Origin of the sequence: Streptomyces sp. NPDC059909 (assembly GCF_042730885.1) — a bacterium.
Classification (GTDB): Bacteria; Actinomycetota; Actinomycetes; order Streptomycetales; family Streptomycetaceae; genus Streptomyces.
The window spans coordinates 59,729-74,134 of sequence record NZ_JBHWKX010000010.1 but is presented as its reverse complement, the minus strand read 5'-3'; the positions used below and the strand labels follow the sequence as shown (position 1 = coordinate 74,134).

12 protein-coding genes are annotated in these 14,406 nt (G+C 69.4%); 7 read left to right on the top strand and 5 right to left on the bottom strand.

Annotated elements, in window-relative coordinates; genetic code table 11:
- Nucleotides 1–3 precede the first annotated feature (3 nt).
- Together ACFV9O_RS10095 and ACFV9O_RS10090 are read right to left on the bottom strand one after the other, a co-directional pair.
- Nucleotides 4–1,284 (bottom strand): ABC transporter substrate-binding protein, encoded by a 1,281-nt coding sequence (locus ACFV9O_RS10095; protein ID WP_385414825.1) that lies wholly within the window; start codon nucleotides 1,282–1,284, stop codon nucleotides 4–6.
- A 117-nt stretch (nucleotides 1,285–1,401) separates the two neighbouring features.
- The gene (locus tag ACFV9O_RS10090) at nucleotides 1,402–2,457 is read right to left on the bottom strand and encodes a carbohydrate kinase family protein (protein WP_385414822.1); all 1,056 of its coding nucleotides are present in this window, start codon (nucleotides 2,455–2,457) and stop codon (nucleotides 1,402–1,404) included.
- A gap of 127 nt (nucleotides 2,458–2,584) precedes the next feature.
- Here ACFV9O_RS10090 and ACFV9O_RS10085 point away from each other — a divergent pair, with 127 nt between their 5' ends.
- From ACFV9O_RS10085 to ACFV9O_RS10075, 3 genes are all read left to right on the top strand, one after another.
- Nucleotides 2,585–3,334, top strand: coding sequence for a DeoR/GlpR family DNA-binding transcription regulator (locus ACFV9O_RS10085; RefSeq protein ID WP_385414820.1), 750 nt, complete (start codon nucleotides 2,585–2,587; stop codon nucleotides 3,332–3,334).
- Complete coding sequence (locus tag ACFV9O_RS10080) at nucleotides 3,331–4,677, top strand: 6-phospho-beta-glucosidase (RefSeq protein WP_385414817.1); 1,347 nt, start codon at nucleotides 3,331–3,333, stop codon at nucleotides 4,675–4,677. Before ACFV9O_RS10085 ends, ACFV9O_RS10080 begins: the two co-directional genes overlap by 4 nt.
- 64 nt (nucleotides 4,678–4,741) lie before the next feature.
- Entirely contained in the window at nucleotides 4,742–7,849 is a 3,108-nt protein-coding gene (locus ACFV9O_RS10075; RefSeq protein ID WP_385414815.1) for an alpha-mannosidase, read from the top strand.
- 146 nt (nucleotides 7,850–7,995) lie between these two features.
- On the opposite strand, the gene ACFV9O_RS10070 is transcribed toward ACFV9O_RS10075, so the two are convergent.
- Both ACFV9O_RS10070 and ACFV9O_RS10065 read right to left on the bottom strand, forming a co-directional pair.
- Complete coding sequence (locus tag ACFV9O_RS10070) at nucleotides 7,996–9,714, bottom strand: acyl-CoA dehydrogenase family protein (protein WP_385414812.1); 1,719 nt, start codon at nucleotides 9,712–9,714, stop codon at nucleotides 7,996–7,998.
- A gap of 68 nt (nucleotides 9,715–9,782) precedes the next feature.
- A complete protein-coding gene (locus ACFV9O_RS10065) occupies nucleotides 9,783–10,349 on the bottom strand; it encodes a PadR family transcriptional regulator (RefSeq protein WP_385414809.1) in 567 nt (188 codons plus the stop codon).
- A 335-nt stretch (nucleotides 10,350–10,684) separates the two neighbouring features.
- On the opposite strand from ACFV9O_RS10065, the gene ACFV9O_RS10060 reads away from it, so the two are divergent.
- Nucleotides 10,685–11,116, top strand: coding sequence for an NfeD family protein (locus ACFV9O_RS10060; RefSeq protein ID WP_385414807.1), 432 nt, complete (start codon nucleotides 10,685–10,687; stop codon nucleotides 11,114–11,116).
- 3 nt (nucleotides 11,117–11,119) lie between these two features.
- Entirely contained in the window at nucleotides 11,120–12,166 is a 1,047-nt protein-coding gene (locus tag ACFV9O_RS10055) for an SPFH domain-containing protein (protein WP_385414804.1), read from the top strand.
- Nucleotides 12,167–12,329: 163 nt separating this feature from the next.
- Here ACFV9O_RS10055 and ACFV9O_RS10050 read toward each other — a convergent pair whose 3' ends face one another.
- Nucleotides 12,330–12,818 (bottom strand): carboxymuconolactone decarboxylase family protein, encoded by a 489-nt coding sequence (locus ACFV9O_RS10050; RefSeq protein ID WP_385414801.1) that lies wholly within the window; start codon nucleotides 12,816–12,818, stop codon nucleotides 12,330–12,332.
- 125 nt (nucleotides 12,819–12,943) lie between these two features.
- On the opposite strand from ACFV9O_RS10050, the gene ACFV9O_RS10045 reads away from it, so the two are divergent.
- Together ACFV9O_RS10045 and ACFV9O_RS10040 are read left to right on the top strand one after the other, a co-directional pair.
- Nucleotides 12,944–13,933, top strand: coding sequence for a pirin family protein (locus ACFV9O_RS10045; RefSeq protein ID WP_385414992.1), 990 nt, complete (start codon nucleotides 12,944–12,946; stop codon nucleotides 13,931–13,933).
- A gap of 22 nt (nucleotides 13,934–13,955) precedes the next feature.
- Nucleotides 13,956–14,294 carry a GNAT family N-acetyltransferase gene (locus ACFV9O_RS10040; protein ID WP_385414799.1) on the top strand — a complete coding sequence of 113 codons (339 nt, stop codon included), beginning with the start codon at nucleotides 13,956–13,958 and terminating at the stop codon, nucleotides 14,292–14,294.
- Nucleotides 14,295–14,406 lie beyond the last annotated feature (112 nt).

The window sequence follows — 14,406 nt, the reverse complement described above, 5'->3', positions numbered from 1 at the left end:
GGCTCAGCTCACCCCCAGGTGATCTGCGATTCGTCGGCACTGGGCCATGGCGTCCCGCCAGGCCTTCTTGCGGTTCTTGCCCGAGATGTAGACGGAGGTCAGCTCGTCCTTGATGGGCTGGCTGAGGGCCACGTCGTACGGGCTGTTGTAGGCAACCGGGACCCGCTGCGCGGCCGGGCCGAAGACGTCCATGGTGATCTGGCCGCCGAAGAACTCGTCCGGCGTGCGCAGGTCCGGCGACTGGAAGGAGGCCGGGGTGGAGGGGAAGAGGGAGGCCTCCAGGAAACCGCGGGACTGGTTCTCCGGGCCGAGCAGCCAGGTGATGATCTCGAAGGCGAGCTCGGGCTCACGGCAGTACCCGGTGATGCCGAGGAAGGAGCCGCCGTCGTTGGCCGGACGCTCGGGCATCGCGGCGACCCGCCACTTGCCCTTGGACTTCGTCAGCTGCGACTTGAAGTCGCCGGCAACCCAGGAGGCGCCGATCTGGCTCGGCAGTTTGCCGTCCTCCAGCGCCGCGTTGATGTCGACGGTGCCGGACTTGAAGGGGGAGTCGATGCCCCGGTGCATGCATTCCAGAGCGAGGTCCCAGGCGCGGGTGATGTGCTCCTGGTCGCCGATGAAGTGCCGGTCCTTGTCGACGTAGCGTTTCGTCGACTGGCCCACTGCCATGCCGAAGACGGCCAGCGGGTCGCTCACCATGTAGGAGCCCTTGGCCTTCTTCACCAGCTGCTCACCGGCGGTGAAGTAGTCGTCCCAGGTGCTCATCCGGGCGGCCACGTCCTCGGGCTCCGTGGGCAGGCCCGCCTTCTCGAAGATGTCGGGGCGGTAGTAGTGGACGCAGGGGCCGGTGTCGATCGGGAAGCCGATCTGGCGGCCGTCGTCGGCCGTGCCCTGGCTCCACTTCCAGTCCAGGTACTGGCTCTTCAGCTTGTCCGCGCCGAGGGTGTTGAGGTCGATGAACTGGTCGGCGTTGGGCAGCAGCGAGGCTATGTCCTCGCCCTTGAGGCCGGTGATGTCGGGCGCGTGGGCGCGGGCGGTCAGGGTCGTCAGCAGCTTCGAGCGGAAGTAGCCGCCGATCTGGGTGGCCCTGAGGTCGACCTGGGTGAAGCGCTTGACGGCGTCCTCCACCAGCTTGTCGCTCAGTCCACCGCCCCAGTACCAGAGCGTCATGTCGCGCCCGGTGGATCCGGCCGGGACCGAGCAGCCGGCGGCCGTGCCGCCCAGCAGGACGGCCGAGGTGGTTGCCAGGCCCGCGCGAAGCAGTCCTCTGCGCGAGAGATGCACTGCTCCCACCGCCTTTCGATTTCTCGTCGTTGAGGTGTCAGGGGGTGTTACGGAGGGGTCTTACCGAGGGGGTGTTAGGGATGAGGGCTTACGGAGAGGGTCTTCCGGATGGAGGTCTTACAGAGGAGTGACCGGTGCCCCTGGTGGGGGCGGACCGGGGTCGGTGGGGATCCGGTCGGCGAGGAAGCCGAACGCGCGGCGCAGCGCCTCGGCGCCGGGAGCGGCGGCGACACCGCGCCACCACTCGGCGACGCCGCCCCAGCCGGGCGCCGCCAGCGCCCCGCCGTGCCGGCGTACGGACAGCCCCGCGGCGAGCACCGCGAAGCGCAGCCGTTCGGCGAGCGGCCAGCCGGCCAGGGACGCGGCGACAAAACTCGCCCCGAAGACATCCCCGGCACCCGTCGCATCCAGGACATCGATGTCAAGCGCGCCGGCCTCGGCGAACTCACCCGTGCTCTGGTCCACGGCGATCGCCCCGTCCCGCCCCCGGGTGACCACCGCGACCGGCACCAGGTCGGACAGCGCGTGCAGCGCCGCCGTCGGGGTGTCGGTGCGGGTGTACGCCATGGCCTCGCCCTCGTTGGGCAGGAATGCGTGGCACAGGGAGAGCTGGTCGAGCACGCCGGACGACCACTGCTGGGAGGGGTCCCAGCCGACGTCGGCGAAGATCTTGGTGCCCGAAGCGGCGGCCTTGGCGAGCCACTGCTGCGGCTCGGCGCCGATGTGCACCAGCGCGGAGCGGGCGGCCGGCGGGTCGGGGATGAGCTCGTCCTGGCTGTACGGCGGCTCGTGACCGTTGGTGACCAGCGCCCGGTCCTCCCCCAGCGCGAGGGAGACGGTGACGGGCGTGTGCCAGCCGGCGGGGGCCGTACGGGACAGGGAGAGATCGACACCCTCCTGCCCGGCAAGCACCTCGCGGCAGTAGCGGCCGTAGAAGTCGTCACCGAACACGGTGGCCAGCGAGGTGCGCAGGCCGAAGCGGGCGGCGGCGACCGCGAGGTTCGCTATGCCGCCGGGACCGCTGCCCATCCCCCGGGTCCAGATCTCCTCACCCGGCACGGGCGGCTGCCCGAGACCGGTGAAGACCAGATCGTAGAAGAGCAGACCGGTTAGCAGGAGGTCGGGCGCATCATCGCCCGGCTGCCCGTCCGGGGCTGGGAGCGGCTCGCTCACGAGCGCGTCCTCTCGTCAAGAGTATGCAAGTTCGACCAGCGCATCGTGGGTCAAGTGAGCAACCTTTTCAAGACTTCTTCAATAGCAATCATGGATTTGATTGAAATTGAAGAGTAGTGTGCATCGCATGCTGGCAGAGCGACGACATCAACTCATCCTGCGTGCGCTGCGCTCCGGGGGTCCCGCGTCTGTGGCCGATCTGTCCTCCGAGCTGGACGTGAGCGCCGCCACCGTCCGCCGCGACCTGATCAAGCTGGAGGAGGACGGTCTGCTCACCCGCGTCCACGGCGGCGCGGTGGTGGAGGAGGGCGATCAGCCCTTCGCGGAGGTCGCCGAGGTCCGGGTCTCCGACAAGGACGTCCTGGCGGAGCGCGCCGCGGCGATGATCAAGGATGGGCAGACGGTGCTACTGGACATCGGCACCACCGCCTACCGTCTGGCCCGGCAGCTGCACGGCCGCCGGCTCACCGTGATCACCAGCAATCTCGTGGTGTATGAGGAGCTGGCCGAGGACACCGGCATCGAGCTGGTGCTGCCGGGCGGTGTGGTGCGCCGCGAGTACCGCTCGCTGGTGGGCTTCCTCACCGAGGACAGCCTGCGCCAGCTGCACGCCGACTGGCTGTTCCTGGGCACGAGCGGCGTCCGGCCCGGCGGCCAGGTGATGGACACCACCGTGGTCGAGGTGCCGGTGAAGCGGGCCATGATGGCCGCCGCCGACAGGGTGGTGCTGCTCGCCGACGCCGGGAAGTTCCCCGGCCACGGCATGGCCAAGGTGTGCGGTCCGGCGGACCTCGACGTAGTAGTGACCAACGCGTCCGCGGACCCGGCGACCCTCGCCGCGCTCGCGGAGGCCGGCGTAGAGGTGATCAAAGCGTGAAACTGACCATTCTGGGCGGCGGGGGATTCCGGGTGCCGCTGGTGTACGGGGCGCTGCTCGGCGACCGTGCGGAGGGCCGGGTCACCGGCGTGACCCTGCACGACCTCGACGCCGGCCGGCTCTCCGCGATCGCCCGGGTGCTGGCCGAGCAGGCCGCCGGGCACCCCGACGCCCCGGCGGTGACCGTCACCACGGATCTGGACGAGGCGCTGAGGGGCGCCGACTTCGTCTTCTCCGCGATCCGCGTCGGCGGCCTGGAGGGCCGGGCGGCGGACGAGCGGGTGGCGCTCGCCGAGGGCGTCCTGGGCCAGGAGACGGTCGGCGCTGGCGGCATCGCGTACGGGCTGCGCACGCTGCCGGTCGTGGATCACATCGCCCGGCGGGTGGCTGCGCTGGCCCCGGACGCCTGGTTCATCAACTTCACCAACCCTGCGGGCCTGGTCACCGAGGCCATGTCCCGGCATCTGGGCGACCGCGTGATCGGCATCTGCGACTCCCCGGTGGGCCTGGGCCGCCGGGTGGCCCGCGCACTGGGCGCCGCACGCCCGCAGGAAGCCTGGATCGACTACGTCGGGCTGAACCATCTGGGCTGGCTGCGCGGCCTGCACATCGACGGCCGCGACCAGCTGCCGCGGCTGCTCGCGGACCGGGAGCTGCTGGGCAGCTTCGAGGAGGGCAAGCTCTTCGGCCCGGAGTGGATCCAGTCGCTGGGCGCCGTACCGAACGAGTATCTGCACTACTACTACTTCAACCGGGAAGCGGTGAAGGCGTACCGGGAGGCACGGCAGACCCGTGGCGCCTTCCTGCGCGACCAGCAGGCCCGCTTCTACGACTGCATGCGCGACCCGGCCGCGCCCGCGCTGCGTACCTGGGACGACACCCGGGCCGAGCGCGAGGCGACGTACATGTCGGAGAACCGCGAGGCGGCCGGCGCCGGCGAGCGGGACGAGGCGTCGCTCACCGAGTCCGGCGGCTACGAGAAGGTCGCCCTCGCCCTGATGCGGGCCATCGCCCGCGACGAGCGCACCACGCTGATCCTCAACGTGCGCAACCGGACAACGCTGTCAGTCCTCGACGAGGACGCCGTCATCGAGGTCCCGTGCCTGGTCGACGGCAACGGTGCCCACCCGGTGACCGTCTCCCCGCTGCCTGGGCATGCCACCGGGCTGGTCTGCGCGGTCAAGGCCGTGGAGCGCGAGGTGCTGGCCGCGGCCGCCCAAGGCTCCCGGACCACCGCCGTCAAGGCCTTCGCGCTGCATCCGCTCATCGACTCCGTGGAGGTGGCGCGGCGGCTGGTCGACGAGTACCGCGCAGTGCATCCCGGCCTCGCGTACCTGAAGTAACGCCGCACCCTCCACTGCCGAAAAGCTCCGAAGAGCTTCCCAAGAGCTTCTGAAAAGAGACCCCATGCACGACGAACGCCGCCGGATCGAGGAGCGCGTCGAGCGCATCCACGACCAGCGCATCAAGCCGGCCGTCTACTCCGCCTCCGTCCCCCTGACGGTCGAGGCATGGCAGGCGCCCGGCGAGCCGGTGCCCTTCGCCGAGGCCGCGGGTGCCGCGTACGAGCCCTTCGCGATGGGTACGCCGTGGGGCCCGCCGTGGGGCACCACCTGGTTCCGGATGCGCGGCCGGGTGCCCGCCGAGTGGGCCGGCAGGCGTGTCGAGACGGTCATCGACCTGGGCTTCGTCGGCGACTGGCCGGGCAACCAGGCCGAGGCACTGGTGCAGCTGCCGGACGGCCGCCCGCTGAAGGCCGTCAACCCGCAGAACCAGTACGTCCCGGTCGCCAACCCCGCCGTCGGCGACGAGGAGATCCACTACCTGGTGGAGGCCGCCTCCAACCCGGACATCCTCGCCAACGACTTCATCGGCCCCACCCCGCTCGGCGACCGGCTCACCGCCGGCGACAAGCCGCTCTACACCTTCAAGCGCGCCGATCTCGCCGTACTCGACGAGAACGTCTGGCACCTGTCGCTCGACATACAAGTGCTGCGCGAACTGATGCTGGAGCTGGACGCGCACGACCCGCGCCGGCACGAGATCATGCACTGCCTGGACCGCGCCCTGGACGCGCTGGACCTGGACGACATCTCCGGCACCGCCGCCGACGCCCGCGCGGTACTGAAGACCGCGCTGGACAAGCCCGCGCACGCCAGCGCGCACCGGATGTCGGCCGTCGGGCACGCGCACATCGACTCCGCGTGGCTGTGGCCGATCCGCGAGACCAAGCGCAAGACCTCCCGTACCTTCTCCAATGTCACCGCGCTGGCCGAGGAGTACGACGAGTTCGTCTTCGCCTGCTCACAGGCTCAGCAGTACGAGTGGGTGCGTGACAACTACCCGCAGGTGTGGGCCCGGATCCAGCAGGCCGTGAAGAACGGGCAGTGGGCGCCGGTCGGCGGGATGTGGGTGGAGTCGGACGGCAATCTGCCCGGCGGCGAGGCCATCGCCCGCCAGCTGATCCACGGCAAGCGCTTCTTCATCGAGCACTTCGGCATCGAGACCAAGGGCGTCTGGCTGCCGGACTCCTTCGGGTACAACGCGGCCTATCCGCAGCTGGCGAAACTGGCCGGGAACGAGTGGTTCCTCACCCAGAAGCTGTCGTGGAACCAGACCAACAAGCTGCCCCACCACTCGATGTGGTGGGAGGGCATCGACGGCACCCGGATCTTCACGCACTTCCCGCCGGTCGACACCTACAACGCCGAGTTCTCCGGCAAGGAGATGGCGCACGCGGTGCGCAACTACCAGGACAAGGGCGTCGGCACCCGCTCGCTGGCCCCCTTCGGCCACGGCGACGGCGGTGGCGGCCCCACCCGGGAGATGATGGAGCGCGCCCGCCGGCTCGCCGATCTGGAGGGCTCGGCAAAGGTCAGGGTGGAGCACCCGGACGCCTTCTTCGCCGAGGCGAGCAAGGAGGTACCGAAGGACCAGGTCTGGTCGGGTGAGCTCTATCTGGAGCTGCACCGTGCCACGTACACCTCACAGGCCCGCACCAAGCAGGGCAACCGGCGCAGCGAGCACCTGATGCGCGAGGCGGAGCTGTGGGCGACGACGGCAGCGCTGCACGCACCGGGCTACCGCTATCCGCACGAGAAGCTGGACCGGCTGTGGAAGACGGTGCTGCTGCACCAGTTCCACGACATCCTGCCGGGCTCCTCGATCGCCTGGGTGCACCGGGAGGCGGAGGCGGAGTACGCGCGGGTCGCGGCCGAGGTGCGGGAGCTGACGGCCGAGGCGCTGGCGGCGCTTTCCGATGGTGAAGGCCTTTCGGTGTTCAACACCAGCCCGCGCGACCGCGCCGAGGTCGTCACGGTGCCGGCGGGCACAGCGGCCGACGGCCAGCGGCTGGCCGACGGCTCGGTGGCCGTGTACACCGAGGTCCCGGCGAGCGGCATCGCGCCGCTCGGCTCGTCCGGGGCCGCCCCGCAGCCGGTGACCGTCGAGGGCCGGGTGCTGGACAACGGCCTGGTGCGGGTGGAACTCGCCGCGGACGGCACCATCGCCTCCGTCCGCGACCTGATGGCCGGCCGCGAGGTGCTGGCGCCGGACGCCGCCGGCAACCTGCTGCGCCTGCACAGCGACCTGCCCAACTACTGGGACGCCTGGGACATCGACAAGCACTACAGGAACCGCTACACGGACCTCACCGGGGCCGAGTCGGTCACCGTGTCCGAGGAGGGTCCGCTGCTCGGCGCGCTGCGGGTGGAGCGCTCCTTCGGCAAGGGCTCGCGGATCGTCCAGACGATCGTGGTACGGGCGGGCAGCCGCCGGATCGACATCGAGACGGAGATCGACTGGCACGAGGCGGAGAAGATGCTCAAGGCCGCCTTCCCGGTCGACGTCCGGGCCGACCACTCCCGCGCCGAGATCCAGTTCGGCCATGTGCAGCGCCCCACGCACACCAACACCAGTTGGGAGGCGGCCCGGTTCGAGGTCTACGGCCACCGCTGGGTGCACATCGGGGAGCCGGGGTACGGCGTCGCGGTGATCAACGACTCGACGTACGGCCACGACGTCTCGCGCACGACGCGCGAGTCGGACGGCGGCACGACCACCACGGTGCGGTTGAGCCTCGTACGCGCCCCGCGGGTCCCCGACCCCGAGGCGGACCAGGGCCGGCACCGCTTCACGTACGCCCTGCTCCCGGGCGCGACGGTGGAGGACGCCATCGCCGAGGGGTACGCGCTGAACCTGCCCCTGCGGGTCGCTGCCGCCGCCTCGGCGAACCCGGTGGTCACCAGCGACAACCCGGCCGTCACCGTCGAGGCGGTCAAGCTGGCCGACGACGGCTCGGGCGATGTGGTGGTGCGGCTCTACGAGTCGCTGGGCGGCCGGGCGCAGGCGGTCCTGCGACCGGGCTTCCCGCTGGGCGCAGTGCAGGTCACGGACCTGCTGGAGCGCCCGCTCGCGGAACGGTCCGCGGAGGTATCGGCCGCAGGTGAGGGCGAGGTGGCCCTGGCACTACGGCCGTTCCAGATCCTCACCGTGCGGCTGACACCCGCGGGCTGATGGTGCGGGGCCCTGCCCGGTCTTCCCGTAGACCGGGCAGGGCCCTCATGCCGGTTGCTTCCGGCGGCGCTTGCTTCGCCGCGTCTCCTCAGCGGTCCCGCCCGTCGGAGGCGGCGGCTCGAACGGGATCGGAGCGAGCGGGCCCGTTACGGCGCCATCTCGTACGCCCCGGACAGTGCCTCGACGCGCTGCCAGACGCGCGCCGAGCGAGCCTCGTCGACGACGGGACGCCGGACCGCGCCCAGCGCCCAGCGCTGCTGTTCCTCGGTGGCGGAGTCCTTGCCGTGCAGCTCGACGGCGTGCGCGGAGAAGTCGCGTACGAGGACCGAGAACAGCTCGTCGAGCACGTCCTCGTCCACGTCCTGCAGGCGGGCCTGCTCAAGGATCAGCTGGCCGTGCACCACCAGCGCGAACAACTGGCCGACGGCGAGCAGAAGATCGAGATCGCGGCTCTGCTCGTCGTCGGGGGCTGCGGTGGCGACGAACTCGCACAGGGCGTCGGCCTGCTCGCGGAAGCGGACGACGTTGGGCACCGCGGCATACGCGTCGTAGGCGGTGCGCCAGTCGTGGAAGCGTACGGACCCCAGCCCGCGGGCCGGTCCCTGCCGGAAGAGGAACGCGTCGTCGGCCGCGTCGAGGCGGCTCGGCACGGCCGCGTACTCGGCCGGGTGCAGCAGGTGGTTGCGCATGAACTTGAGGATCAGCGCGAGGTTGACGTGGACCGTGCCCTCGAGCTTGGGCAGCCCCCGGATCTCGACGGCGGCCTGGGCGAAGTAGGTGTCCTTCTCGAAGCCCTTGGCCGCGATGACGTCCCACATCAGGTCGATGACCTTCTCGCCCTCCGTGGTCACCTTCATCTTCGTCATCGGGTTGAACAGCAGGTAGCGGCGGTCGTCGGGGCCGGCGGAGCGGAAGTAGTCGACGGCGCGGTCGCTGAACAGCTTCATGCCGACCAGGCGTACGTACGCGTCGGCCAGCTCGCGGCGCACGTGCGGGAAGGCGGTGACGGGGCGGCCGTAGAGGATGCGGTTGTGCGCATGGGTCACGGCCTCGTACATCGCGTGCTCGCAGATGCCGATCGAGGCGGTGCAGAGGTTGAACTTGCCGACGTTGACGGTGTTGAGCGCGGCGTCGAATGCGGCGCGGCCGGTGTGCAGGACGTCGTCGGGCCCGACCGGGTAGTCGTCGAGGCGGAACTCGCTGACGTACTTCGAGGAGTCGACGACGTTCTTCACGAGGCGGTACGCCGGGTGGCGGCTGTCGGCGGCGAAGAAGACGTAGCCGTCCGGGCCCTCGATGTCGGTGCGGCGGCCGAAGACGCAGACGAGCCCCGCGGTATTGCCGTTGCCGATGTAGTACTTGGAGCCGCCGGCCCGGAAGCCACCGTTGCCGTCGGGTTCCAGCAGCATGTCGGTGGAGTAGATGTCGGCGCCGTGGGTCTTCTCGGACAGGCCGAAGGCGAACACCTCGCCCTGAGCGAGGAGTTCCGCCGCGCGGGTACGAGCAGCGGCGTTGTCGCTCTGCCAGACCGGGCCGAGCCCGAGGATGGTCACCTGCCACGCGTACCAGTAGTCGAGGCCGTAGAACCCGAAGATCTCGTTGAGCGCCGCGATCCGGGCGGTGTCCCAGCGCTGGTCCTCCCGTCCGGCGGCGGCGGACGGGGTGAGGAAGGTGGCGAACAGCCCTTCCTTGGCGGCGAACGCGAGGAAGTCCGCCAGCCAGGCACGGGAGCGGTAGTCCTCGATCAGCCTGCGCTTGCCGCGGTCCTCGAACCAGTCGACCGTGGCACGCAGCAGCCTGCGGGTCTCGGGGTCGAAGTGTGCCGGGTCGTAGGTCCGCGGGTTGAACAGCAGGGTGTCGGCCATGGAGGTTCGCCTTCCGAGGAGTTGAAGGTTGAGGGTTGCCGGATGCGGGGGGAGAGGGACGGGGCGGTTCAGGAGTGCGGCTGCGACGCGCCGAGCCGGTGGAGGGTGGCGAGTACGTCGTCGAGCCAGGCGATCGTCATCCGCTCGTACGCGATGCCGCCGCGCAGCACGACGTGCTGAAGTTCCTGACCGGTGTCGAGCGGTGCGGGGGCTTCTGGCCCGGTGAAGTCACGCAGTTGCCCGGCGAGATAGTGCGCGAGCCGGTCGCTGTGCACCAGGCGGTGCCGCTCGACCTCGCGGAGCAGCGCGCCCGGGTCGTCGAAGGCCGCACCGCGGATCTTCACGGCGAGGTCGTGCCGGAGGCTCTCGGGTTCGATCGGCTCGTGCAGCCACTGGGAGAGGGCGGCGCGGCCGAGGCCGGCGACGGAGTACTCCTTCTTGTCCGGCCGGCCCTGCTGCGGCACCTCGCGGACGTCGAGCAGGCCGTCGCCCTCCATGCGCTTGAGGACGCGGTAGATCTGCTGATGGGTGGCGGTCCAGAAGTATCCGATGGACCGCTCGAACCGCCGGGCCAGCTCATAGCCGGAGCCCGGCTTCTCCAGCAGAGAGACGAGGATCGCGTGTTCGAGCGCCATACCCCGATCCTTCTATGCAACTCGTTGCATAGACAAGTGGCGGCGCCCGGGTGAGACACGGCTCACCCGGGGGGAACGACTCGCTCGCCATGTCGCGCTCGACGGCGCCGATGCCACGGCAGGACCGGTGGGCGGAGTTCCGGCTCCGGGGCCGTCCACGCCCGTCGCACCCAATGTCAGATTTTGCGGCATTCCACACGGGTAAACCGTTTATAAGAAATTGCGAAGTAGCCGCCTCGGGCACGGCCCAGAGAGGGGGCGGCTGCCCGGTATCGACGACCGAGGCTGCATCGTCCAGCCATTCGCGCACCCGCACCCGTGAGGAGGGGCACGCAATGGATCCATGGCTGATCTGGTTGATCACCGCAGCGGTGTTGGCTGTGGCGGAGATCTTCACCCTCACTGCTGCGCTCGGAATGCTGGCCGGGGCCGCGTTGGTCACGGCGGGATTCGCCGCAGTCGGGCTTCCGCCGCTCTTCCAATTCCTGGTGTTCACCATCGTCGCTACGGTCAGCGTGCTGTTCGTCCGCCCCGTCGTGCGGCGCCACGTGCTCCAGCCCCAGACGGAGCGATTCGGCGTGGACGCACTGGTCGGCAGGACCGCCTATGTCGTCTCAGAGGTGACAGGCCTGGGCGGCAGGGTCCGCATCGGCGGCGAGGAATGGACGGCCCGCGCCTATGACGAGACGCTCGTGATTCCTCCCGGAGCAACCGTCGACGTCATAGAGATCAGCGGCGCCACCGCACTCGTCCATCCCCGGGAGTGAACCATGGAAGCCTCGGCGTTCCTCATCGCCGGACTGATCGTCGCGCTCTTCGCGGTCTTCACCGTGTTGCGGGCGGTGCGCATCGTGCCCCAGGCACGCGCTCGCAACGTCGAACGACTCGGCCGCTACCACCGCACACTGAAGCCCGGCCTCAACGTCGTCATCCCCTACATCGACCGCGTCTATCCGGTGATCGACCTGCGGGAACAGGTCGTCTCCTTCAAACCGCAACCGGTCATCACCGAGGACAATCTGGTCGTCGAGATCGACACCGTCCTGTACTTCCAGGTCACCGACCCACGAGCAGCCGCCTATGAGATCGCGAATTACCTCCAGGCAGTCGAGCAGCTCACCGTCACCACCTTGCGCAACGTCGTTGGATCCATGGACCTGGAGAAGGCTCTCACTTCACGCGACACCATCAACAACCAGCTCCGTGGTGTGCTGGACGAGGCCACCGGCAAGTGGGGGCTGAGAGTCAACCGGGTGGAGATCAAGGCCATCGACCCCCCGCAGTCCATCAAGGACGCGATGGAGAAGCAGATGCGGGCCGAGCGGGACAAGCGGGCCGCAATCCTCGGAGCCGAAGGACAGCGACAATCCCAAATACTCACCGCCGAAGGTGACAAGCAGGCTGCTGTCCTTCGCGCGGAGGGCAACCGTACCGCTGAGATCCTCAAGGCCGAGGGCCAGTCCCGGGCCATCGACGAGGTGTTTCAGGCCGTGCACCGCAACGATCCCGACCCCAAGCTGCTGGCCTATCAGTACCTCCAGGCGCTGCCGCAACTCGCGCAGGGCCCGGGCAGCACGTTCTGGGTGATCCCCAGTGAGGTCACCTCCGCACTCCAGAGTGTGTCCCGCGCCTTCAGCGAGGCGCTGCCCCAGTCACCGGCCACCCGCGAGAAGTCCTCGGACGACATGGCCGCCCAGGCAGCCGATGATGCGGCGCAGGCGGCAGAAGCCGCCGCCGAGGCCCTCGCCGACGCGGCCAAGGCCGACGGCGCCGCTTCCGGCATTCTCCCGGCCGGCCCCCTCACCGACGGTGGATGAGAAGCAACTGACCGTGCCTCGTCCGTGGCAGTGCCGACGCATTCGAGACTCGTCACTGAGCGTTGCATCCTCATCCTGGGTTGCGGCGTCAGCGCCGACGCCGGTCGCGACACGGTGAGCCCGTGACCGCGTCGGAGTCAGTAGCCGAGGCCGGTGCGGCAGGTCACTGCTGGGGCACCGTCCGCACCGGATGCTTGCTCATGATCGAGACCCGATTGAACGCGTTGATGGTGATCGCCACCCAGATCACCGCGGAGACCTGGTCGTCCGTGAGTACCTGGCGGGCAGCGTCGTAGGCGGATTCCTGCGCGGCGACGTCCGAGGGGTCGGTGACCGTCTCGGCCAGCGCGAGTGCCGCCCGTTCCCGGGGGGTGAACAGTTCGGTGTCCCGCCAGGCCGCCAGTACCCCCAGCCGCCGTGTGGTCTCTCCGCCCCGGAGGGCAGCCCTGGTGTGTACGTCGAGACAGTAGCCGCATCCGTTGATCTGCGAGACGCGAAGATTGATCAGCTCCACGACGGCACGGTCGAGCCCTGCGTCGGCAGCGGTTGCACGGACCGCCTCGGCCGTCTGTATCAGTGCGTGATAGGCCTTGGGACTCTGTTTGTCGATGAAGATCCGCCGGACCGAGGGCCCTGCCGTTTCGCTGCTCAACCTGGGACTCCTTCCGCGATCCCGACCCCTTCTTTCGTCGTGCACGAGGTCGGGTTGTCGTTCGCCCTATGATCAGGGCATGATTGTTGAAAATCAAACCATTGTGGGGTGGAGGGCGGTGCATGGTGAGCAACGTCGATTCGGAAGCCATTGAGCTGCGCTGCGGAGCGCCGGCAGACGGCGGGCGTGGGACGGAGGTACCGCAGGTCGACGTGCTCTCTCCGCGCAATGTGCCGCTTGGCGGCCCGCGGGCGATGACCGTGCGGCGCACGCTGCCGCAGCGTTCCCGGTCACTGATCGGAGCCTGGTGCTTCGCCGATCACTACGGCCCCGACGACATCGCCGAAACGGGCGGCATGGAGGTCGCTCCCCACCCGCACACCGGCCTGCAGACCGTGAGCTGGCTGTTCAGCGGGGAGATCGAACACCGCGACAGCCTGGGCAGTCACGCCTTCGTACGGCCGGGCGAGCTGAACCTCATGACGGGTGGGCACGGCATCAGCCATTCGGAAGTCTCGACACCGCGGACCACGGTCCTGCACGGCGTCCAGCTGTGGGTGGCGCTGCCGGGAGAACACCGGCATGCGGAACGCGACTTCCAGCACTACGTACCTGAGCCCGTACGCATCGACGGGGCCGAGGTCAGGGTTTTCCTGGGCTCCCTCGCCGGTGCGGAATCCCCGGTGCGGACCTTCACACCCCTGCTCGGCGCCGAGATCGTCCTCGAGCCGGGCGCCACGATCAGTCTCGCCCTGGACCCCGCCTTCGAGCACGGCCTGCTCGTCGACCACGGGAACGTCCGCATGGCCGACACCCTTCTGGGCCCAGCGGAGTTGGGCTTCGTCCACGCCGGAATCGACGCGGCGACGTTGACGAACACGTCCGATGACGCGGCACGGACGGTCCTGCTCGGCGGAACCCCGTTCGAGGAAGAGATCGTCATGTGGTGGAACTTCATCGGTCGCAGCCACGAAGACATCGTCCGGGCTCGGGAGGACTGGCAGAACTCCACCGATCGGTTCGGCACCGTCGAGGGATACGCGGGGGACCGCCTTCCCGCGCCTGCCCTGCCCAACGCCACCATCACGCCGCGCAAGAACCCACCACGTCGCTGACAGAGACCTGAAAGGGCACCCGATGAGCCAGACTTCCGCCGCTCCGGTCGTCGAGCGGAACGACGCCAAGCACCGTTATGAAATCCTGGTCGACGGCAAGCGCGCGGGCCTGACTGCGTACCGCGACCGCGGCACGCAGCGCGTCTTCTACCACACCGCAGTCGACGACGCCTTCGCCGGACAGGGCCTCGCCTCGCACCTGGTCCACCAGGCGCTCACCGACGTGCGCGACTCCGGGAAGCGGATCGTGCCCGCCTGCCCCTACGTGGCCAAGTACCTCGAGAAGCATGACGAGTTCGCCGACATCACCGACCCCGTCACGCCCGACGTCCTGCGCTGGCTGGAAACAGAACTGGGCTGACCGCCCCCGTCCTGACGCGACCTCGCTCCCGCCGGGATCCCCTTCCCGCTTCCCGCATGAGGTGGCGATACAGGGGCTCCACGCTCCCTTGGTACCGGCGGGGAACTCGGCT